At 60.5% G+C, this 19,359-nt stretch carries 20 protein-coding genes; 15 read left to right on the forward strand and 5 right to left on the reverse strand.

The annotated features are described in order from the left end of the window. Nucleotides 1-13: 13 nt before the first annotated feature. Nucleotides 14-589, forward strand: coding sequence for an N-acetyltransferase (locus JOE34_RS20110; protein WP_010410890.1), 576 nt, complete (start codon nt 14-16; stop codon nt 587-589). Between the two features lie 70 nt (nt 590-659). On the opposite strand, the gene JOE34_RS20115 is transcribed toward JOE34_RS20110, so the two are convergent. Beyond that, nucleotides 660-2,228 (reverse strand): TerC family protein, encoded by a 1,569-nt coding sequence (locus tag JOE34_RS20115; RefSeq protein WP_046265644.1) that lies wholly within the window; start codon nt 2,226-2,228, stop codon nt 660-662. 668 nt (nt 2,229-2,896) lie between these two features. On the opposite strand from JOE34_RS20115, the gene JOE34_RS20120 reads away from it, so the two are divergent. The 5 genes from JOE34_RS20120 to JOE34_RS20140 all read left to right on the forward strand — a co-directional run bounded on the left by JOE34_RS20120 (nt 2,897) and on the right by JOE34_RS20140 (nt 5,814). Beyond that, nucleotides 2,897-3,178, forward strand: coding sequence for a hypothetical protein (locus JOE34_RS20120; RefSeq protein WP_003424123.1), 282 nt, complete (start codon nt 2,897-2,899; stop codon nt 3,176-3,178). 154 nt (nt 3,179-3,332) lie between these two features. After that, nucleotides 3,333-3,674 carry an FKBP-type peptidyl-prolyl cis-trans isomerase gene (locus tag JOE34_RS20125; RefSeq protein ID WP_046266251.1) on the forward strand — a complete coding sequence of 114 codons (342 nt, stop codon included), beginning with the start codon at nt 3,333-3,335 and terminating at the stop codon, nt 3,672-3,674. A gap of 129 nt (nt 3,675-3,803) precedes the next feature. Further along, entirely contained in the window at nt 3,804-4,031 is a 228-nt protein-coding gene (locus JOE34_RS20130) for a hypothetical protein (protein ID WP_003317903.1), read from the forward strand. Between the two features lie 50 nt (nt 4,032-4,081). Further along, the gene (locus JOE34_RS20135; protein ID WP_017278376.1) at nt 4,082-4,786 is read left to right on the forward strand and encodes a YoaK family protein; all 705 of its coding nucleotides are present in this window, start codon (nt 4,082-4,084) and stop codon (nt 4,784-4,786) included. Nucleotides 4,787-4,851: 65 nt separating this feature from the next. After that, nucleotides 4,852-5,814 (forward strand): class I SAM-dependent methyltransferase, encoded by a 963-nt coding sequence (locus JOE34_RS20140; RefSeq protein ID WP_003317900.1) that lies wholly within the window; start codon nt 4,852-4,854, stop codon nt 5,812-5,814. 57 nt (nt 5,815-5,871) lie between these two features. Here the strand turns inward: JOE34_RS20140 and JOE34_RS20145 are convergent, their stop codons facing one another. Then, nucleotides 5,872-7,491: a methyl-accepting chemotaxis protein gene (locus tag JOE34_RS20145; RefSeq protein ID WP_074953592.1), complete on the reverse strand. Its 1,620-nt coding sequence runs from the start codon at nt 7,489-7,491 to the stop codon at nt 5,872-5,874. 194 nt (nt 7,492-7,685) lie between these two features. Next, nucleotides 7,686-8,525, reverse strand: coding sequence for an IclR family transcriptional regulator (locus JOE34_RS20150; protein ID WP_004403948.1), 840 nt, complete (start codon nt 8,523-8,525; stop codon nt 7,686-7,688). Nucleotides 8,526-8,766: 241 nt separating this feature from the next. Between JOE34_RS20150 and JOE34_RS20155 the strand changes: the two genes are divergently transcribed. From JOE34_RS20155 to moaA, 9 genes are all read left to right on the forward strand, one after another. Continuing rightward, the gene (locus JOE34_RS20155; RefSeq protein ID WP_116816933.1) at nt 8,767-9,795 is read left to right on the forward strand and encodes an ABC transporter ATP-binding protein; all 1,029 of its coding nucleotides are present in this window, start codon (nt 8,767-8,769) and stop codon (nt 9,793-9,795) included. Beyond that, complete coding sequence (locus JOE34_RS20160; protein WP_116816932.1) at nt 9,792-10,664, forward strand: ABC transporter permease; 873 nt, start codon at nt 9,792-9,794, stop codon at nt 10,662-10,664. The genes JOE34_RS20155 and JOE34_RS20160 overlap by 4 nt, the downstream gene beginning before the upstream one ends. Nucleotides 10,665-10,667: 3 nt before the next feature. Further along, a complete protein-coding gene (locus JOE34_RS20165; protein WP_161421266.1) occupies nt 10,668-11,462 on the forward strand; it encodes an ABC transporter permease in 795 nt (264 codons plus the stop codon). A gap of 16 nt (nt 11,463-11,478) precedes the next feature. Then, nucleotides 11,479-11,769, forward strand: a complete 291-nt coding sequence (locus JOE34_RS20170; RefSeq protein WP_024664646.1) for a (2Fe-2S)-binding protein — start codon at nt 11,479-11,481, stop codon at nt 11,767-11,769. Then, nucleotides 11,766-13,157: an FAD/NAD(P)-binding oxidoreductase gene (locus tag JOE34_RS20175; protein ID WP_209996504.1), complete on the forward strand. Its 1,392-nt coding sequence runs from the start codon at nt 11,766-11,768 to the stop codon at nt 13,155-13,157. The genes JOE34_RS20170 and JOE34_RS20175 overlap by 4 nt, the downstream gene beginning before the upstream one ends. Then, nucleotides 13,154-14,338, forward strand: a complete 1,185-nt coding sequence (locus JOE34_RS20180; protein WP_209996506.1) for an FAD-dependent oxidoreductase — start codon at nt 13,154-13,156, stop codon at nt 14,336-14,338. Before JOE34_RS20175 ends, JOE34_RS20180 begins: the two co-directional genes overlap by 4 nt. Continuing rightward, nucleotides 14,335-15,387, forward strand: a complete 1,053-nt coding sequence (locus tag JOE34_RS20185; protein ID WP_003409951.1) for an ABC transporter substrate-binding protein — start codon at nt 14,335-14,337, stop codon at nt 15,385-15,387. Before JOE34_RS20180 ends, JOE34_RS20185 begins: the two co-directional genes overlap by 4 nt. Nucleotides 15,388-15,536: 149 nt before the next feature. Next, entirely contained in the window at nt 15,537-16,883 is a 1,347-nt protein-coding gene (locus JOE34_RS20190; protein WP_024664650.1) for a sodium:proton antiporter, read from the forward strand. 266 nt (nt 16,884-17,149) lie between these two features. After that, nucleotides 17,150-18,148: a GTP 3',8-cyclase MoaA gene (gene moaA / locus JOE34_RS20195; protein WP_003317890.1), complete on the forward strand. Its 999-nt coding sequence runs from the start codon at nt 17,150-17,152 to the stop codon at nt 18,146-18,148. 39 nt (nt 18,149-18,187) lie between these two features. Here the strand turns inward: moaA and JOE34_RS20200 are convergent, their stop codons facing one another. Both JOE34_RS20200 and JOE34_RS20205 read right to left on the reverse strand, forming a co-directional pair. Beyond that, complete coding sequence (locus tag JOE34_RS20200) at nt 18,188-18,721, reverse strand: DUF3833 domain-containing protein (RefSeq protein WP_010410731.1); 534 nt, start codon at nt 18,719-18,721, stop codon at nt 18,188-18,190. Nucleotides 18,722-18,738: 17 nt separating this feature from the next. Next, the gene (locus JOE34_RS20205) at nt 18,739-19,257 is read right to left on the reverse strand and encodes a chalcone isomerase family protein (RefSeq protein ID WP_010410728.1); all 519 of its coding nucleotides are present in this window, start codon (nt 19,255-19,257) and stop codon (nt 18,739-18,741) included. Nucleotides 19,258-19,359 lie beyond the last annotated feature (102 nt).

Genomic DNA, 19,359 nt, shown 5'->3' on the forward strand with positions numbered 1-19,359 from the left:
CCAAGGCCTCACCATGATCCAGATCCGCCCCATGACACCGGAAGATTTCGAGCGCTTCTGGCCCACCTTTCAGGCTGTCGTCATCGCTCAGGAAACCTACGCCTACGACCCTGCCCTCACTCAGGAGCAGGCTCGCGATCTGTGGATGAAGGCGCCGCTGCACACGTTGATTGCCGAGGAAGATGGCCAGCTGTTGGGCAGCTACTACCTGAAGGCCAATGCAGCAGGCCCGGGCAATCATGTGTGCAACTGTGGCTATATGGTGACGGACGCGGCGCGGGGGCGCGGTGTGGCGCGGTTGATGTGCGAGCATTCGCAGCAACTGGCGCGCGACAGCGGATTCCTGGCGATGCAGTTCAATTCGGTGGTCGCCAGCAATGAGGTGGCGGTCGGGTTGTGGAGCAAGCTGGGTTTCGAGACGGTCGGGCGGTTGCCCAAGGCTTATCGTCATGCCCGATTGGGCCTGGTGGATTGTCTGGTGATGTACAAGTGGCTGGCTGATGAGCCGGTGGCCAAAGAGCCTGCGCAGCCCAAGCTGATTGGCCGCAAGAATATCGAATCCGTGGTGTCGCGTCCGCGTCGAAAATAAGCATGACGCGCACAAGAAAACGGGGCCTGCTCAGCATGAGCAGGCCCCGTTTTGCATTACAGCTCGGTGCTTATTTGCCAGCCCCCATGTCGGGCTGCTTCTGCAGCAACACCCGAGTCACTCGGCGCTCTTCCACGCCGACGACGTGCAGGTTCCAGCCCTGCCAGCTGAGGCTGTCGCCGGTAGACGGCAGGCGATCCAGCAGGCTCATGACCAGTCCGGCCAGGGTCTGATAATCCTCGGTCGCCTTGGCCTGGAAGCCGGTGCGCTCGCGAATCAGGCTCAGGTTCAAGGCACCCGATACCACGAAGTCCTCGCCCTGCTCGACGATGTCCGGGCCTTCCACTTCACTGGCGTCAGGCAGTTGGCCAGCGATGGACTCGAGAATGTCGGTCATGCTCAAGACGCCGATGAAGTCACCAAACTCGTTGACCACAAAGGCGATGTGCGTCGATTCCTTGCGCATCTGCTCCAGGGCATTGAGGATGGTGAAGCTTTCCAGGAGGTTGATTGCCTTGCGCGACATCAGTTTCAAGTCGGGCTCGTTGCCGGACAACAGCTCCTTGAACAGCTCTTTCTTGTGCACGAAGCCCAGCGGCTCATCGATACCGCGCTCGCCAATCAGCGGCAGACGCGAGTAGGACGAGTGCATCAGTTTCAGACGGATCTTCTCGGCGCTGTCGTTCAGGTCGATACAGTCGACTTCCGCCCTCGGCGTCATCACTGTGCGAATCGGCCGCTCTGCCAGTTGCAGTACGCCGCTGATCATCACGCGCTCACGACGGTCGAACACCGGCTCGCTGCTTTCACCATCCAGCATGTCGGTGATTTCCTCATCGACGTCACCAGACTCCAGCTTGCGACCGCCCAGCAGGCGCATCACCGCGTGGGCTGCCCGCTCGCGGCGCGGCAGGTGGCCATGAGACGACTTCTTGCTGCGCTTGCGGGCGATCTGGTTGAACACTTCGATGAGGATCGAGAAGCCGATGGCCACATACAGATAGCCCTTGGGAATATGGAAACCCAGGCCTTCGGCGGTCAGGCTGAAACCGATCATCATCAGGAAGCCCAGACACAGCATGATCACCGTCGGGCGGCTGTTGACGAATTTGGTCAGCGGCTTGCTGGCAATCATCATCAGGCCGATGGAGAAGATCACCGCGATCATCATCACCGACAGGTGCTCGACCATGCCGACGGCGGTAATCACCGCATCCAGCGAGAACACGGCGTCCAGTACGACGATCTGCGCAACGATAGGCCAGAACAACGCATAGCCCGCATTACCGGCGCGCTGGGCGACATGCCCTTCCAGCCGCTCATGCAGTTCCATGGTGGCCTTGAACAGCAGGAACACACCACCAAACAGCATGATCAGGTCGCGACCGGAAAACGTCTTGCCGAAGACCTCGAACAAAGGCTCGGTCAGGGTCACCATCCACGAGATGCTCGCCAGCAGGCCAAGGCGCATGATCAACGCCAGCGACAGGCCAATGACGCGCGCCTTGTCACGTTGTTCAGGGGGCAGCTTGTCGGCCAGGATAGCGATGAACACCAGGTTGTCGATGCCTAGCACCAGTTCCAGCACGATAAGGGTCAGCAGGCCAAGCCATGCCGTGGGATCAGCGATCCATTCCATGGGTTATGCAGCCTCACGATAAAAATGGCAGGGATTGGTATGGGTCACTGTAGACCAGACACCATGGCTGAACGTCAGGCATGGCGTTGCAGCGTCAGGACGCGAAGGTCTGCCGTAATCCATGCAGTGCAAGAGGTTAAGTAGAGAGACGTTCGAATGGAGCGGCCTGCTCGGTAACAGTGAGATCACCGGCCAGCCATAAGCGATGGGAGGAGGACAACTCGGAGGCTCCTGGAGGGTATTCATACGGTCCTGAAAATCAATACGGGCGCTGATCGTACAATACACATAGATGTTTCGTACGTTGAGAAAGTATTACAAGACTTGACCACGGAGCATGCTGCTTGCTGCTTGCTGCTTGCTGCTTGCTGAGCAGCAAATGAGCACAGGGCGACGTTTTGTCACACCTCCAGGCACTACCAGTTGTCTGACAACAGAATGGCGCGGGTAGATGCGCCAATCCATTTGTTTTAAAATGTTTCCATAACGTCAGGCACGCGCAGTGCTTCCCGCGATCCGTTTCAACGTCGCCCTTCACTGCTCGCCTGAACAGAATCATAAAAAGAAAGCCCGTCATAGACGGGCTTTTTTCGTTTTCAGCTTTTGCATCCGATGCCCTCGACGGCATCCCGGCAACCCGTTTTCTTAACCTTTGAGGTGATTTACCCATGCTGCGCATCGTTGTTGTTCATTTGTTCCAGTGGCTCAAGCGTCTGTCGTCCGCGCTGTTCTTCCGCAGCGCAGAGGACAACTATTCGCGCAGCTTCACACGGGAAGACGATGACGAAGGCCGCTGGACCTTTGTCTCGATCGTCATCGTTCTGACCCTCAGCCTTTATTGCCTGGCGGGCCTGGGTTACTACGCCAAGACCAACATCTGGGACGGCTTCACTCAGGAGCAGAAAGAGAACATCGCGCAGGCCATGGTGGTCAGCTCGCAGAATCTCTGACAGTTACTGGGGTTCGACTAAACGGGGGAAGCGAAAGCTTCCCCCGTTTTCGTTTCCACCGGTTTGTCATGAGGCGGCTTGTCATGAAGCGGCTTTTCTGCGAGAAAGCCCGCTCGCGCCAATGACAGAGCGCGCTGCAACCGGAAGCTTGGCAATGAGCAAAGAATTACAGATTACCGATCTGCACCCCGGCGAGGGCAAGGCAGCGGTAAAGGGTGCGCTGATCACCACGCATTACACCGGAACCCTTGAAGATGGCACTATGTTTGATTCCTCCCACGAGCGTGGCAAGCCGTTTCAGTGCGTGATCGGCACTGGTCGCGTCATTAAAGGCTGGGACCAGGGCCTGATGGGCATGAAAGTCGGCGGCAAGCGTAAATTGGTCGTCCCCGCACATCTGGCGTACGGCGACAGAAGCATGGGCGCACACATCAAGCCCGGAGCCGATCTGACGTTCGAAATAGAACTGCTGGAAGTGCTGACCCGCGACGATTGAGCAGCTTGCCTTGCAGATCAGCCTGAATCGGCCGATACCCTGACGCACAGGCACACGCCTGATTGCTTGTTATCGCAGAAAAAGCCATGCTCCGGGTATGGAATTCAAGGTCTTGGCACAGGAACACGTATGGCGCTCAATAAGTCGACTCAGGAGCTGAAGCGACACCTGAAAGGGACAGCAACCAACCTGGAAAACACGGCGGAAGAAATTCTCAAACTCGCCTCACAGATGAACGATGTGGATGTCACTGCAGTGCTGCAGATGGTCAACCGTCTTTACAGCGATGCCGACCAGCTCAAAGCCTATGCTGATGAGGTTAAGGCCAAGCGGATCGTGCGCGCCAAGCCGCTGTAAATCGCTGCACCCAAGTTCAGACGCGCTTTCTTCGGTCCAGAGGACCTTCGATGCTGCCACAGCCCGCCACTTCCAGCGTCAGCCCCAGGCATCTGAGCCTGCAGAAATGGCGTGGCCGGGTCGGTATGGGGCTGGTTGCGAGCCTGTCGGTTCTGGCCGGCATGACCGATGCCATTGGCTTCATGGCGACCGGCGATTTCGTTTCGTTCATGAGTGGCAACACCACCCGGCTTGCCGTCGCGATCAGTGATGGCGACCTGAGCGTGACGGTGCGTCTGACCCTCGCAATCCTTGCTTTCATTGCCGGCAATGCGCTGGGCGTGGTGGTTGTGCGTCTTGGCGGGCGGCGTGCCCTGCCTTTGCTGCTGGGCATCGCCACGCTGCTGTGTGCGGCTGCCGCATGGCCACTGGAAAGCAACATGCTCGCGCTGATCTGGGCGATTCTGGCAATGGGCATGCTCAACGCCGCCGTCGAGCAGGTCAACGGGCTGCCGGTCGGTCTGACTTACGTGACCGGTGCGCTGTCGCGTTTCGGTCGTGGCCTGGGGCGCTGGATGCTGGGGGAACGCCGGGACGGCTGGCGCGTGCAACTGGTCCCCTGGGTCGGCATGTTCATCGGGGCCGTGATAGGCGCGCTACTCGAGCACCGCCTGGGGCTCAACGCCCTGTTGATCAGCGGCAGCTTGTCGGCGTTGCTGGGACTGGTTTCGCTGAAAATCCCGCACCGCTGGCAACGTCAATACATGCCACGCTGAACCCTGCGATGCCCATCTGCTGAAATACGTTTACCATACGCCGCTTTTCCTGACCGATCTGCGCCATGACCCCTGAAGCACTCGCGATTCTGCAACAGCACCTGATCGACGCGTTGAACAACGTCCCGAATGAAACCCGCCGCCTGTTTCACGGCCGTGGTCGTGTGTGGCCGGGGCTGGAGCACATCACCGTCGACTGGATGCAGGGCGTGGTGCTGGTCTCGGTGTTCAAGGAGCCTCTTGAAGCCGAGCTGGCAGCATTGATGCAGCTGTTGCACGCGTTGATCGACACGCCCCAGTGGCAGCAGAGCCAGGCGCACACCCTGCTGCTGCAGCACCGCTATCTGCCACAAAGCACTACGCAATGGCTGACCGGCGAGGTCGTGGATGAATGGGTGATCACCGAAAACGGCCTGCGCTACAAAGTCGATTTCGGCAAAAAGCAGAACAGCGGCCTGTTTCTGGACATGCGCTACGGCCGTGAATGGGTGCAGGCTCAGGCCAAGGGCAAGCGCATCCTCAATCTGTTCGCCTACACCTGCGGCTTCTCGGTCGCAGCCCTGGCCGGGGGTGCCGACCACGTCGTGAATCTGGACATGGCCCGTGCTGCGTTGAATCGCGGTCGCGAGAATCATCGCCTCAATGATCAGGACCTCAGCCGCGTGACCTTTCTGGGCCATGACCTGTTCAAGTCCTGGGCCAAGGTCACCCGTTGCGGCCCTTATGACCTGATCATTATTGACCCGCCGTCCTTCCAGAAAGGCAGTTTCATGCTCGACAAGGACTACCAGCGTGTCCTGCGTCGATTGCCGGAGTTGCTGGACGAGAACGGTTCAGTGCTGGCGTGCATGAACGATCCCGCACTGGGACCGGACTTTCTGATTCAGCACACCGCAGTCGAAGCACCTTGCCTGCGCTTCGAACAGCGCTTGGAAAACCCGCCGGAGTTCCCCGACGCTCGCGTTGAGGGCGGCCTGAAGGCGCTGGTATTCAAGGCAGAAGGCTTGAGCCGCAGCGGATGGGCGTAACGGGCCGGGGCTGACAGCCTCTTATACGCCGAAGAGGCTGTCAGGTTTTCAAGTGACTCAGGCACCCAAACGCGCAATCACATCCCCGAGGCCAGTAGAAAGGCCCCTCAGTTCCTGACTGGCGTTCTGGGTACGTTTGACGTTGTCCTGATTGGTCACGGCGATGGCGGTGATTTCAGTGAGGTTGCGCGAGATGTCCTCTGCCACGGAAGTCTGCTCTTCGGCAGCGGTCGCAATCTGGCGATTCATGTCGCGAATATTCTCCACGGCCATGGTAATGCGCTGAAGGGTTGCGCCAGCGTTCGCGACCTGTTCCACGCTCTCTTCACTCCGCGCCTGACCGCCCTGAATGGCCTGCACCGCATCACTGGCACCGGTTTGCACCGAATTGATGATCTGATTGATTTCGGAGGTTGAAACGGCAGTACGCTGCGCCAGTGTACGAACCTCGTCAGCCACCACCGCGAAACCGCGTCCGGCGTCACCGGCCCGTGCGGCTTCGATCGCGGCATTCAGCGCCAGCAGATTGGTCTGATCGGCAATGCTGCGGATCACTTCCAGCACTTTGCCAATACGGCCGCTGTCGGTTTCCAGTCGCTCGATGACATCGGCCGTCAAAGCGATCTCGTTGCGCATGCGGGTGATGGTCGCAATGGTCAGTTGCATGACCCGCTCGCCATCCTGAGCGCTCTGGTCAGCCTCATCCGCAGCTCGCGCAGCATCGGCGGCATGTCGGGCAACGTCCTGAGCGGTGGCAGACATCTCAGTCATAGCGGTCGCGACCTGATCGGTACGCTCGAACTGCTCATGAGTGCCTTGCGCCATCAACTCGGCAATGGCATTCAACTCGCCGCCCGCCGTGTCCAGATCGGTGCTGCTGCGCTTGAGGCGGTTGAAGGTGTCGGCCAGGAAATCCCGCAGGGTATTTGCGGCAACGGCCAGACGACCCAGTTCGTCCTGTCGCGTGACCTCGACACGCGCCCCGAATTTGCCTTCGCTCAACTGGGCGACGTATTCGATAAGCATGCGAATGGGCGCAATCAGGTTGCGATTGACCATCCACAGCGCCAACAAACCGACCAGCAGCGCAGACACCAGCATCACCACGGCACCGACCAGAATGGTACGTTGGGCTTCATGGCTGATGGCAACGGACTGAGCGTCGCTGCTCTTGTGCAATTGATCGACCAGACCAGCCATCTGCTCGCTGGTCGGACGGTCGACGCCTTTGACCGCCATGTCACCCGCGCCAGCGTCACCGCCCGCAGCAACAAACGCATCACGACCGGTCCGGTAGGCCGTACCCAGCGCCTGGTGTGCCTGCTGCAGCGTCTGCACCTGGCTTTTCAGCGCCGCGTCGGTGCCGTGCATTTCAGCAAGCCGACCCAGCGTGCCTTGCACCTTGCGCTCTTGCTCTTCGAACTGCCCCCAGTACTTGTCGCGCTCGGCGGGTGTTTTGCCACGCAACAGGACGTTTTTCCACTCCTGTACCTGAATCTTGAACTCCAGGTTGGCTTCGTCCACCAGTTGCGACGCCCGGACCGGGCCGTCGATAAGGCTGCGATAAGCCTGCACGTTATCGGAGAGAAAGTTGAAGCAGGCCAAGGCAATGACCAGCACAAGCGCAAGGCTACCGCCGAGCAGACCTAGAATTTGCAGTCGCAGGGATTTGGACATCAGGACGATCTCTGGAGAAAAAGAATCCGCGGGATACGCGAAAGTTGCAGACACGTCCCTGTAGACCGATCTTGTGGATCAGGTATATGTGGCCCTTGCGATCAACATCGGCCCACAAAACTTTTTCTTTAAAAACAGCGATGATCGGCAATACACCCGATAAAAGAACAAAACAGCAGCGGGTAACCTGCTGGCTAATCGACCTGCCCGAACACCTGGCTGGGCCGCCGCAGCGACGGGTCGAACGGGTTGATTCTGGCACTGATGGCCGTGGCTTCGCGCTTGAGCAATTCGACCACGGTCATCAGGCGATCCGGCCCCAGCCGATCGGAAATGGTCGCCACGCTGAGCGCAGCCACTGCACGACCGCTGCGGTCCAGGATCGGCACAGCAAGCCCGGCCATGCCCGGAAGCGCGCCGGTGTTGCGCCCCGCGTAGCCCTGGCGTCGTACGTTTTCCACCTCCGAACGCAGAAATACCTCGTCGTACAGGTGAAAATCCTTGAGCCGTGGCAGGTTGTAGGCAATGACCGTTTCCCGCTCGTCCTCGGGCAGAAACGCAAGAATCGCCAGACTGCCCTGCCCCACGCCCAAGGCTACACGGCCGCCGATGTCGCCGGTGAACGTGCGGATCGGGTACGGACCTTCGCTGCGGTCCAGACAGATCGCGTCAAAACCGCTGCGTGCCAGCAGAAACAGCGAGTCACCCAGTGAGGCCGACAGGCGCAAAAGGCTGGGGCGCACCACGTCACGCAGGTTGCCGGTATTACCCGCCTTGGCGGCCAGGGCGAAGAACTCGATGCTCAACCGGTAACGTTTGCTGAGCAGATCCTGCTCGACCATGCCCTCATCCATCAGGCTGCGCAGCAAGCGGTGTGTGGTGGGTTGCGACAACCCGACCCGCTGGGCAAGTTGCGTGACCCGCTCGCCGCCTTCATCACAATCGCCCAGGCAGCGCAGTACCGCGAACAGACGGGAAACGGCTCCCACTCCGACTTCAGCTTTCTCGCTATTCCGATCAGTGGAATTATCCATGGCAATATCTCTTTATATTTCCACTAAAAGAATTAATTCAAAGAAAAATGTTATTCAGTGAAATTCTCTGTTGAGCCCATCCTAGCCTTCGCCCTACTCTCAGTCCACAGGGGCGATTTGAACAATCATCGGTAGCCGACGCAGAGCGAGCACCAACGTCCACAGAACTGCATGACTTCATTTCGCATCTGCCCATGACAAACGCGTGCTTCGGCGCGCATGCACAAAGGTGGAAGCAGGCATGGCATTTCTGCAGCTCGAAGGACTTTCCAAACGCTACGGCTCCATTGACGCGGTGGTTGCCACCAACCTGGCCGTCGACAAGGGCGAATTCGTTTCACTGCTCGGCCCTTCCGGCTGCGGCAAAACCACCACCCTGCAAATGATCGCCGGCTTCGTTGACGTCAGTGACGGACGCATTGTGCTCGACGGGCGCGACATCACCCACGCCAAACCCAGCAGCCGAGGCCTCGGCGTAGTGTTTCAAAGCTATGCGCTGTTTCCGCACATGACCGTGGCTGACAACGTTGCGTTTGGCCTGCGTATGCGCAAGGTGCCTGCCGCCGAGTTGCACCCGCGTGTCAAACGGGTACTGGAGCTGGTGCGCCTCGGTCAGCATGCCGAGCGTTACCCGCGCGAGTTGTCCGGTGGTCAGCGCCAACGGGTCGCACTGGCCCGTGCACTGGTGATCGAGCCGCCAGTGCTGCTGCTCGACGAGCCGCTGTCCAACCTGGACGCCAACCTGCGCGAAGAGATGCAGTTCGAGATCCGTCGCATTCAGAATGAAGTCGGCATTACCACGCTGATGGTCACCCATGATCAGGCCGAAGCCCTGTCGATCAGCGATCGGGTGGTGGTGATGCAGTCCGGTCGTATCACCCAGATCGACGAGCCTTACAAACTTTACGAACACCCGCGTACACGCTTCATTTCGGGCTTTGTCGGCAAGGCCAACATGTTGCAGGGTGATCTGGACAGCAGCGGCATTCCGCAGATTCGTCAGGTGCCCGGCGATGGCAGCCTGACCCTCAGCCTGCGTCCCGAGAAGATCGATCTGGTGGCACCTGGCTGCGGAAGACTGTCCGGGCGCATCGTCACCCGTTATTTTCTTGGCAGCCAGTGGCTGTATCGCATCCAGACCGGCATTGGCGAAGTGACGGTAGTACGTCGCAACGACGGCCAGGCGCCGCTGGAACAAGGCGCGGCGGTCGACATGGACTGGCCCGACGAGTTGCTGCGCGTGCTGGATGCCGACGAGGTGCGCGCATGAGCCTGCTGAGCGAAATGCGTCGGGGCGGCCACGGCTATTGGCTGTCAGCACCGGCGCTGGCGCTGTATATCGGCTTGCTGGTGTTGCCGCTGGGTCTGACCCTGGTGCTGTCGTTCAACGTGTTCGACTATCAGGTCGGGGTGAAAAGCGACAGCTACACGCTGGCCAACTATATGGCCGTGGTCACCGACTCGTATTTCTATGAAATCTTCCTGCGCACCTTCTGGATCAGTGCGCTGGTCACCCTGCTGTGCGTGCTGATCGGCGTCCCCGAAGCCTACATTCTCAGCCGCATGGGCACGCCGTGGCGCTCGATCTTCCTGATCCTGATTCTCACGCCGCTGCTGATCTCGGTGGTGGTCCGCGCATTCGGCTGGAGCCTGCTGCTGGGCGCGGACGGCTTGATCAATCAGGTCATCCAGTTCATGGGCGGACGCCCGGTGAAACTGCTGTACACCCCGTTTGCCGTGGTCATTGCGCTGGTCCACGTCATGTTGCCGTTCATGATCATTCCGGTCTGGACCTCGCTGCAGAAGCTCGACCCCACTGCCGAACAGGCCGCGCTGTCGCTGGGCGCTAGCCAGGCGAAAGTCATGCGTCTGATCGTGCTGCCGCAGGTCATGCCCGGCGTGCTGTCCGGCTCGCTGATCGTGTTCGGTCTGGCCGCCAGTTCGTTCGCCATCCCCGGCCTGCTCGGCGGACGACGCCTGAAGATGGTCGCCACAGTGATCTACGACCAGTACCTCTCGGAGCTGAACTGGCCGATGGGCGCAACCCTTGCCGTGGCGCTGCTGCTGGTCAACCTGCTGGTCATGCTGTCCTGGAACCGCATGATCGAAGGCCGTTACAAAAAAACTCTGGGGGAATGATCCATGTCCAAGAACGGTCCGTTGGCCCTCTCGTTTCATGCGCTGGTGGTGATCTTCATGATGGCCCCGCTGGTGGTGGTGTGCCTGGTGGCGTTCACCCCGGAAAACACCTTGAGCCTGCCCACCACCCACTTCTCGCTGCGCTGGTTCAAGGCCGTCTTCGAGCGCGCCGACTTTATCGATTCTTTCTACAACAGCCTGATCCTGGCGTTCGTATCGGCGACGCTGGCCACCCTGATCGCGGTACCCGCCGCTCTGGCGACCACTCGCCATACATTCCCGGGCCGCAATTTTTTCAATGCCCTGTTTCTGTCGCCGATCATCATTCCGCACCTGGTACTGGGGGTGGCGATGCTGCGCCTGTTTGCGCTGATGGGCGTGAACGGCAGCTTCACCTGGCTGATCTTCGCCCATGTGCTGGTCATCACGCCTTACGTACTGCGCCTGGTACTGGCAGCGGCAATCGGCATTGACCGCAGCGCCGAGCACGCTGCCGAGTCTCTGGGGGCCGACCGTTTCACGCTGTTTCGACAGATCACCCTGCCAATGATCCTGCCCGGCGTGGCAGGCGGTTGGTTACTGGCGTTCATCAACAGTTTCGATGAAGTCACGCTGTCGATCTTCGTCACCTCGCCCGCGACGCAGACCCTGCCGGTGCGCATGTATGTCTACGCCACCGAGTCCATCGACCCGATGATGGCCGCAGTGTCAGCACTGGTCATCGCCCTCACCGCCGCCACCATGATCCTGCTCGACCGGGTCTATGGGCTGGATCGCGTGCTGGTCGGCAAACACTAACCGGAGCTTTGACGTTATGGCATTGCTGAAACGACTGACCGAACATGACCGCCCGGTTCTGCCCTTTACCCTTGACGGCCAACCGGCCAGCGGTCTGTTGGGCGACACCTTGCTGACTGCGGTACTGACCGCCAGCGACCACTTGCGCGGCAGCGACTTCAGTGCCGAACCTCGCGCCGGTTTCTGCATGATGGGCGCCTGTCAGGACTGCTGGGTAAGGCTGGGTAACGGCCAGCGCGTGCGTGCCTGTTCGACGCTGCTGGAAGCCGGTCAGGCGGTGATTCGTGAACCGGGGCGCTGCGTATGAGCGATCAGGCCATTGCCATTGTCGGCGCAGGACCGGCCGGTATTCGCGCCGCCCAGACGCTACTGGCTCACGGCATCAAGGCCTGCCTGATCGATGAAGGGCTGCGCGGCGGCGGCCAGATCTACCGTCGCCAGCCGGACAACTTTCAGCGCTCGGCCAAGGCGCTCTACGGTTTTGAAAGTGCCAAGGCGGTCGCGGTACACGAAGCGCTCGACACGCTGGCAGCGCAGATCGACTACCGGCCGCAGACGCTGGTCTGGAATGCCGAAGATCATCAACTCGATACCCTGCAAAACGGTACCGCTGCCACCGTCGATTTCAGCCACCTGATCGTCGCCACCGGTGCCACGGATCGCATTCTGCCGGTGCCCGGCTGGACCCTGCCCGGCGTGTACAGCCTCGGCGCAGCGCAGGTCGCGCTCAAATACCAGGGCTGCGCGATCGGCCAGCGCGTGGTGTTTTGTGGCAGCGGCCCGTTGCTGTATCTGGTCGCCTATCAGTACGCCAAGGCTGGCGCAAAAGTGCTGGCGGTGCTCGACAGCGCGCCGTTTTCGGCGCAATGCAAGGCATTGCCGGCGCTGCTGGGCCAGCCGGCAACGCTGGCCAAAGGCATCTACTACCGCGCGTGGCTGAGCGCGCACGGCATTCCGGTGCATCAAGGTGTGCAGCTGACACGCATCGACGGGGAAAAACGCGTAGACGGCGTTCAATGGCAACGGAACGGCAAATCGGGCCACCTGGCCTGTGACGCGGTCGCCTTTGCCCATGCGCTGCGCAGCGAGACACAACTGGCCGACCTGCTGGGCTGTGAATTCGCCTGGAGCGCGCTCAACCGGGCGTGGCTGCCGACCCGCGATGAGTGTGGACGCAGCAGCGTGTCAGGCATCTATCTGGCGGGCGACGGCGCGGGAATTATGGGCGCAGACGCTGCGGAAATGGCCGGAGAACTGGCCGCGCTCGGGCTGCTGCAAGACATCGGTGTGGTGGCAGACACCGCACGTATCGACACACTTAAAACTGCCTTGCGACGCATCGAACGCTTCCGCCACGGGCTGGAAACCGCGTTTCCGTTCCCTGAGGACTGGGCCGCCACTGTGGCGGATGACACGCTGGTGTGCCGTTGCGAAGAAGTCTCTGCAGGTGAGATTCGCAGTGCCGTGCAGGATGGCCATTGGGAGATCAACCGGGTCAAGGCCATGTGCCGGGTCGGTATGGGTCGCTGTCAGGGACGGATGTGTGGTCTGGCCGCGGCCGAGATCATCGCCCGCGAGAGCGGCCGGTCCGTCGAGCACGTCGGCCGTCTGCGCGGTCAGGCACCGATCAAGCCGCTGCCCTTCGGCCTGGGGATGCAGCCCGTGGAAAAGCAATCAGTGGAGACGCAACCATGAGCACGCTGATTGAAACCGATGCGATTGTCATCGGCGGTGGCATAGTCGGCGCCTCGGCAGCCTTGGCCCTCGCTCTGAAGGGCAAGCGGGTCGCCTTGCTGGAACGCGATTTTTGCGGATCGCACTCCAGCGGCGTCAATTACGGCGGCGTGCGGCGTCAGGGCCGTCCGCTGTCGCAGTTACCCTTGTCGCAACGGGCGCACCAGATCTGGGGCAACCTGCGCGAGCTGATCGGCATCGACGGCGAGTACCGGCGTTCGGGCCACCTCAAACTGGCGCGCAGCGAACAGGACATGAATGCCTTGCGCGCCTATGCCGAAGCCAGCCAGGGATTCGGCCTGGACTTGCAGTTGCTTGATCGCGATCAACTGCGCGCGCGTTATCCCTGGGCCGGCGATGTCGCCGTCGGTGCATCGCTGTGCGCTGACGACGGGCACGCCAATCCACGTTTGGTGTCGCCGGCCTTCGCCCGCGCTGCGCGTCGGGCAGGCGCACAGGTGTTCGAGCAGGCGCCGGTCAGTGAAGTCAGCCACGACGGCAACGTGTTCGTCGTCACCACCGCCAGCGGCCTGACACTGCGCGCCACCTGGCTGCTCAACTGCGCCGGGGCGTGGGCCGCAGCGCTGGCCGCACAATTCAACGAACCGGTACCGATGTATTCAGGGCACCCGGCAATGCTGGTGACCGAACCGCTGCCGATGTTCATGGACGTCAGCACCGGTGTCGAAGGCGGCGGCATTTATGCCCGGCAAGTGGCACGTGGTAATTGCGTGCTGGGCGGCGGACAAGGCTTTGCCCTCGACCCGGCACGCGCCAGACCGGGACAGGCGGCGGTGCTGGATATCCTGCGCAACGCCGTCGAACTCTACCCACCACTCGCCGGCGCCCAGGCCATTCGCACCTGGAGTGGCACCGAAGGCTATCTGCCGGATCGCGAGCCGGTGCTGGGTCCGAGCCTGACTCGTCCGGGCCTGCTGCACGGCTTCGGCTTTGCCGGGGCGGGCTTTCAGATCGGTCCGGCAGCGGGTGAAGCGCTGGCCGAATGGGTCTGCGACGGCGCCTCACGGATCTCGCTCGATGCCTTTTCCATCAACCGCTTTCAGCAAATCGCTCTGCAACCCCCTGCCATCGAACCTGTTACGAACGTCATCCCATTGCACAGAGGAAGGTCGTCCCTATGAAAAGCACCAAACGTCTCGCCCTCACCGGGCTGTCCTGCCTGCCGCTGGCTGCCGCACTTCTGTCCACGCCTGCCATGGCCGAAACCACGCTGTACCTGGGCATGAACGGCGGGACCATGGAGCGCCTGTATGCCGATCAGGTGCTGCCGGCGTTCGAGAAGGCCAACAACGTCAAGGTGGTGATCGTGCCTGGCACGTCGGCCGATATCCTCGCCAAGGTTCAGGCGAGTAAGGACAACCCGCAGATGCACGTCATCTTTCTCGACGACGGCATCATGTACCGGGCCATTTCCATGGGCCTGTGCGACACGCTGCAACCCAGCGCAAGCTTGGCAGACCTGCCTGCCAAGGCCAAAATCAAGGAACAGGCAGCAGCCGTCAGCCTGGGCGTGACCGGCCTGGCCTACAACACGCGAATGTTCAAGGAACAGGGCTGGAGCGCGCCCACCTCGTGGATGGACCTGGCCGACAAACGTTTCAAGGACAAGGTGGTGTTCCAGTCACTGGCCTCCTCGACCTTCGGCCTGCATGGCTTTCTGATGTTCAACCGTATCCAGGGCGGCAGCGAGAAAGACGTCGAGCCCGGCTTCAAGGCCTGGCCGAAAACCATCGGCCCGAACGTGCTGGAATACATCGCCAGCTCGGCCAAGATCTCGGAAATGGTCCAGACCGACGAAGCCGCCCTGTTCCCGCTGACGCCGACCCAGGTCACCGCGCTGAAGATCAAGGGCGTACCGGTGGAATACGCATCGCCCAAGGAAGGCGGCGTGGTGTTGAACGTGGCTGAATGCGCGATAGCCAACAACAACCAGCCGGAGCTGGCGCAGAAGCTGGCCGCTTATCTGCTGACGCCGGAAGCACAGGCGCCTGCGCTGGAGTTCGGTGACCAGATCCCCTCGAACCCGAAAACCCCGACCACTGACAAGACACGCAGTCAGGTCGAGGCCATGGAGAAGTACCTGGAAACAGCAGTGACCATTGACTGGGATCAGGTCAATCAGATCCGTCCAGAGTGGAACGCACGCTGGAGCCGCAGCATCGAGCGCTAGAGATCAGCGGCGGCGCCGAAAGGCATCGCCGCGCGCAAAAGACCTACACTGATCACCATCCGGCAAATTATTTCAACTTATTACCGTGCAAGGGAGTCCCACCGTTACGCCCTCTTCTTCGGGCGCATTTTGACGGTGGTTCTTTCCCTATGAGTTTTATTGTGTGCATGGGCGTGCTTGGCGTGCTGTTGATGCTATTGGCGCTCACTTCCTCTTACCTGCGCTGGATGCCAGTGACCACATCGGCCGTGTGCCTGGCGTTCGGCTTCGGCATCGGCCCGATGGGCCTGGATATCGTCGATCTGGATTTCGAGAAATCCTACGAGTGGCTGGAACGCCTGACCGAAGTGGCGGTGCTGTTTTCGCTGTTCGGTACGGGTATCAAGTTGCGCCTGCCCTTGCGCGGCAAAGCCTGGCATTCAGCCTATTGGCTGGCCGGGCCGGTGATGCTGGCGACCATTGCCGGCGTGACGGTCGCGGGGCATTACATCATTGGCCTGGACTGGGGCGTGTCGTTGTTGCTCGGTGCCATGCTGTCGCCGACCGACCCGGTGCTCGCCGGCATGGTGCAGGTCAACAACGCCCAAGATCAGGACCGCCTGCGCTTCGGCCTGTCCGGCGAAGCGGGCCTCAACGACGGAACCGCGTTTCCATTCGTGATCTTTGCCTTGCTGTACCTGAGTTCCGGGGGCGCGATGAGCGACTGGGTCCAGGGATGGCTGATCAAGGACTTGATCTGGGCGGTGCCGGCCGGTTTGTTGATGGGTTACGGCATGGGCCGCGGGGTCGGCCATCTGATGATCTTCCTGCGCATCAAGAACGCCGACAGCACCACCTCGCCCAATGACTTTCTGGCGCTGGCCCTGATCGCTCTGGCTTATGTATTCGCGCAAAGCGTGGGTGCCTTTGGCTTTCTTTCGGTATTTGCCGCTGGGTTCGGGCTGCGTCAGGCTGAGGTACGTGTCACGCGTTCAGAGCTACCGTCCGAGCATGTCGCGCAACCGGTCCTCGGGCATATGACGTCATCCCTCGAACAGGGCACGGTCGCGCAGGTCGACGACATGAGCGATTCGCAACTGGCTGCCGGCGTGATGATGGGCGATATGCTGGCGTTCGGTAGCCTGGTGGAGCGCGCCATGGAAGTCCTGCTGATCACCCTGCTGGGCGCGGCGCTGGCGATGTACTGGGACTGGCGCGCCATCGGCCTGGGGATCGCGCTGTTTTGCGTGATTCGCCCTGCCAGCGTCTGGTTGCTAGTGAGTCGCCGTCTGCTCAACGTCAGGCAAAAAGCACTGGTTGGCTGGTTCGGCATTCGCGGCATCGGCAGTCTTTATTACCTGTGCTTCGCCTTGTCACATGGTCTGGCACACGACGTCGGCCACGTGGTGATCGGCATGACCCTGTCGGTTGTTGCGTTAAGCATCCTGGTACACGGCATCAGTATCCAGCCTTTGCTGGAGCGTTACGAGCGCAGTACTGCCGCCAGTCCTGACTGATCAGCCATCAAGGCAAAGCGCCATAGAGCGTGTCGATGAGCGTATTGGAACAAGCAATTGGACTGCGGCATTTCGACTCGGTTAGCGTGGCGCTCATGCAGCCAGTGCAAGCAGCAATGCGTGCAGCTACTATGTAACTCGTGCAAAGGCACTTTGCCAGTCTGCAATCGATCCTGAAATCAGGACACCGCAAATTGGCTGAACCCTTATCACGCACTGGCCTCCAAATCCGGTAATACAGCCCACTCGATTATTTAGAAGGTGAAATGTCAGAACCCGTCCTGATGGACCGCTTTGCACGTAAAGTCGATTATCTGCGCATGTCGGTCACCGACCGCTGTGATTTTCGCTGCGTGTACTGCATGGCCGAAGAGATGACGTTTCTGCCTCGGCAACAGATTCTGTCGCTGGAGGAGATCCTCCAGGTGGCCGAGCGCTTCGTGGCACTGGGCACGCGCAAGATTCGTCTGACCGGTGGTGAGCCGCTGGTACGCGCCGGAGTGGTGGGGCTTTGTGAAAAGATCGCCGCCCTGCCCGGCCTGCGTGAACTGTGCATGACCACCAACGGTTCGCAGCTGGACAAACTGGCTGCCCCGCTGTTCAAGGCCGGCGTCACGCGTCTCAACATCAGCCTGGACAGCCTTGATCCACAGCGTTTCCGCGAGCTGACCCGTACAGGCGATCTGCACAAAGTGATTGCCGGCATCGATGCCGCCAACGCCGCCGGTTTTGTGCACACCAAGCTCAACTGCGTGGTGATGCACGGTCGCAACGATGATGAGATCAACGACCTGCTGGCGTTTGCCATCGATCGCAACCTGGACGTCTCTTTCATCGAAGAAATGCCGCTGGGCATCATCAGCGAACACAGCCGCGCCGAGTCCTTCTACTCCAGCGATCAGGTGCGCGAACGCATTGCCGAACGTTACACGCTGGTGCCTTCGACTGACTCGACTCAGGGGCCATCGCGCTACTGGCGCCTGGCCGAGGCGCCGGGCATTCGCATCGGCTTCATCTCCCCGCACAGCCATAACTTCTGCGGCACCTGCAATCGCGTGCGCATGACCGTCGAAGGTCGTTTGCTGCTGTGCCTGGGCAACGAGCATTCCGTGGATTTGAAGGCGGTATTGCGTGCCAATCCCGGCCAGCCGGAAAAGCTCGAAAAAGCCATCATCGACGCCATGCAGCTCAAGCCGTGGAGCCATAACTTCACCCACGACGATGGCGTGCAGGTGGTGCGCTTCATGAATATGACGGGCGGCTGACAGCCGCCCTGAAGGATGACGCCTCATACGAGGCGTTGTTTATTTGCCGACCTTGCGAAAGAACAAGGTGATTTGCCCGACTTCGACACCCAGCTTGGTCATCGACGAACGATTGGCCATGGTCTTCTCGTCGATCAGGTACATCCAGTCATCCAGGCTCACGTCGTACTCGGTGCCATCCACCGGCAACCTGAGCACATAGTTCCAGTGGAAGCTGTTGCCTGACACTTCGCCATAGGCCTCGCCAACCACATCACCTGCCGTGCCCTTCCAGCGCCCTGGGCCATCGGGACGCAAGCGCCACTCCCGCACCTGCTTGGTGCCATCGCTGTAGCTGAAGGCCTCGTGCATGACCAGCACTTCGCCTTCACTGTGCCCGTCGATCACCACGGTAAAGCGCTTGGTGACTTCACCAGAGCGTTTTTGAAACATTCCCCAGGCCTCGACACGCCCGGTGAAGTACTGGCGCAGATCGAGCTTCGGCGCTTCCTGACTGTAACGCGTTACCGGCACGCCACCGCAGCCGCTCAGTACAAGCCCCACACACAGCATTAACATCCACTTTCTCAGCATGCGCCCTCCTTGATGGGTCATGAGCCGGTACTGCCGAGCAACTGCTCGCGAAGTTCGGGGTTACGGGTTTTCGGGTCCAGCCAGATGGAAAAGAAAGCCTTGGCGAACTGGCTGTCGGGCACCACATGCTGGAGCTTGTCACCCACATAAAACCGCGCTTCGCGGCCAGGCAGATAGACGCCGGTAATCTTCATGCCCGGCTGGACGTCGACAAATGACTGGTTCATCTGCTGGCGCCATTCAGTCAGTTGCTGTTCGGTCACCTTCGAACCGGAAATACGCTTGATCTCATCGATACTGGCATCGACCAAATCTTCCCGGTCAATATCGCGGTGGTAGGTCAGCTCGAGAGCCAGCGGTGCATCCGCGACGAAGGGCTTGGTGGGGCTTAGCAACCTGGCCGTATAGACACGAAAGCCGAACAGGCTCAACTCGCCACCGCCGACGACCTGAGCATTGGGCAATACCTCGCGCCAGTCCGCCGAAGCGCCGGCGCTGAGTAACATCACCAACCATAACCATCGTGGCGCACGCATCGGCAACCTCTGTATAGGCACTGCCACGGCTTCGATGGCAGGCTGGGAACGAGACGAGTCAGATGCACTGACTCACTCCCGGAATCTATACCAGCAAAATCA

The organism is Pseudomonas sp. PvP028 (assembly GCF_017832255.1).
GTDB lineage: Bacteria > Pseudomonadota > Gammaproteobacteria > Pseudomonadales > Pseudomonadaceae > Aquipseudomonas > Aquipseudomonas syringae.

Excerpts from the sequence above, each read along its gene's own strand:
- JOE34_RS20160 (WP_116816932.1), top strand. The coding sequence starts at position 9,792 with ATGAGCCTGCTGAGCGAAATGCGTCGGGGCGGCCACGGCTATTGGCTG.
- JOE34_RS20180 (WP_209996506.1), top strand. The coding sequence starts at position 13,154 with ATGAGCACGCTGATTGAAACCGATGCGATTGTCATCGGCGGTGGCATA.
- JOE34_RS20150 (WP_004403948.1), bottom strand. The coding sequence starts at position 8,525 with ATGGATAATTCCACTGATCGGAATAGCGAGAAAGCTGAAGTCGGAGTG.
- JOE34_RS20120 (WP_003424123.1), top strand. The coding sequence starts at position 2,897 with ATGCTGCGCATCGTTGTTGTTCATTTGTTCCAGTGGCTCAAGCGTCTG.
- JOE34_RS20165 (WP_161421266.1), top strand. The coding sequence starts at position 10,668 with ATGTCCAAGAACGGTCCGTTGGCCCTCTCGTTTCATGCGCTGGTGGTG.
- JOE34_RS20205 (WP_010410728.1), bottom strand. The coding sequence starts at position 19,257 with ATGCGTGCGCCACGATGGTTATGGTTGGTGATGTTACTCAGCGCCGGC.
- moaA (WP_003317890.1), top strand. The coding sequence starts at position 17,150 with ATGTCAGAACCCGTCCTGATGGACCGCTTTGCACGTAAAGTCGATTAT.
- JOE34_RS20125 (WP_046266251.1), top strand. The coding sequence starts at position 3,333 with ATGAGCAAAGAATTACAGATTACCGATCTGCACCCCGGCGAGGGCAAG.
- JOE34_RS20135 (WP_017278376.1), top strand. The coding sequence starts at position 4,082 with ATGCTGCCACAGCCCGCCACTTCCAGCGTCAGCCCCAGGCATCTGAGC.
- JOE34_RS20185 (WP_003409951.1), top strand. The coding sequence starts at position 14,335 with ATGAAAAGCACCAAACGTCTCGCCCTCACCGGGCTGTCCTGCCTGCCG.
- JOE34_RS20200 (WP_010410731.1), bottom strand. The coding sequence starts at position 18,721 with ATGCTGAGAAAGTGGATGTTAATGCTGTGTGTGGGGCTTGTACTGAGC.
- JOE34_RS20145 (WP_074953592.1), bottom strand. The coding sequence starts at position 7,491 with ATGTCCAAATCCCTGCGACTGCAAATTCTAGGTCTGCTCGGCGGTAGC.
- JOE34_RS20130 (WP_003317903.1), top strand. The coding sequence starts at position 3,804 with ATGGCGCTCAATAAGTCGACTCAGGAGCTGAAGCGACACCTGAAAGGG.
- JOE34_RS20115 (WP_046265644.1), bottom strand. The coding sequence starts at position 2,228 with ATGGAATGGATCGCTGATCCCACGGCATGGCTTGGCCTGCTGACCCTT.
- JOE34_RS20155 (WP_116816933.1), top strand. The coding sequence starts at position 8,767 with ATGGCATTTCTGCAGCTCGAAGGACTTTCCAAACGCTACGGCTCCATT.
- JOE34_RS20170 (WP_024664646.1), top strand. The coding sequence starts at position 11,479 with ATGGCATTGCTGAAACGACTGACCGAACATGACCGCCCGGTTCTGCCC.
- JOE34_RS20175 (WP_209996504.1), top strand. The coding sequence starts at position 11,766 with ATGAGCGATCAGGCCATTGCCATTGTCGGCGCAGGACCGGCCGGTATT.
- JOE34_RS20190 (WP_024664650.1), top strand. The coding sequence starts at position 15,537 with ATGAGTTTTATTGTGTGCATGGGCGTGCTTGGCGTGCTGTTGATGCTA.
- JOE34_RS20110 (WP_010410890.1), top strand. The coding sequence starts at position 14 with ATGATCCAGATCCGCCCCATGACACCGGAAGATTTCGAGCGCTTCTGG.
- JOE34_RS20140 (WP_003317900.1), top strand. The coding sequence starts at position 4,852 with ATGACCCCTGAAGCACTCGCGATTCTGCAACAGCACCTGATCGACGCG.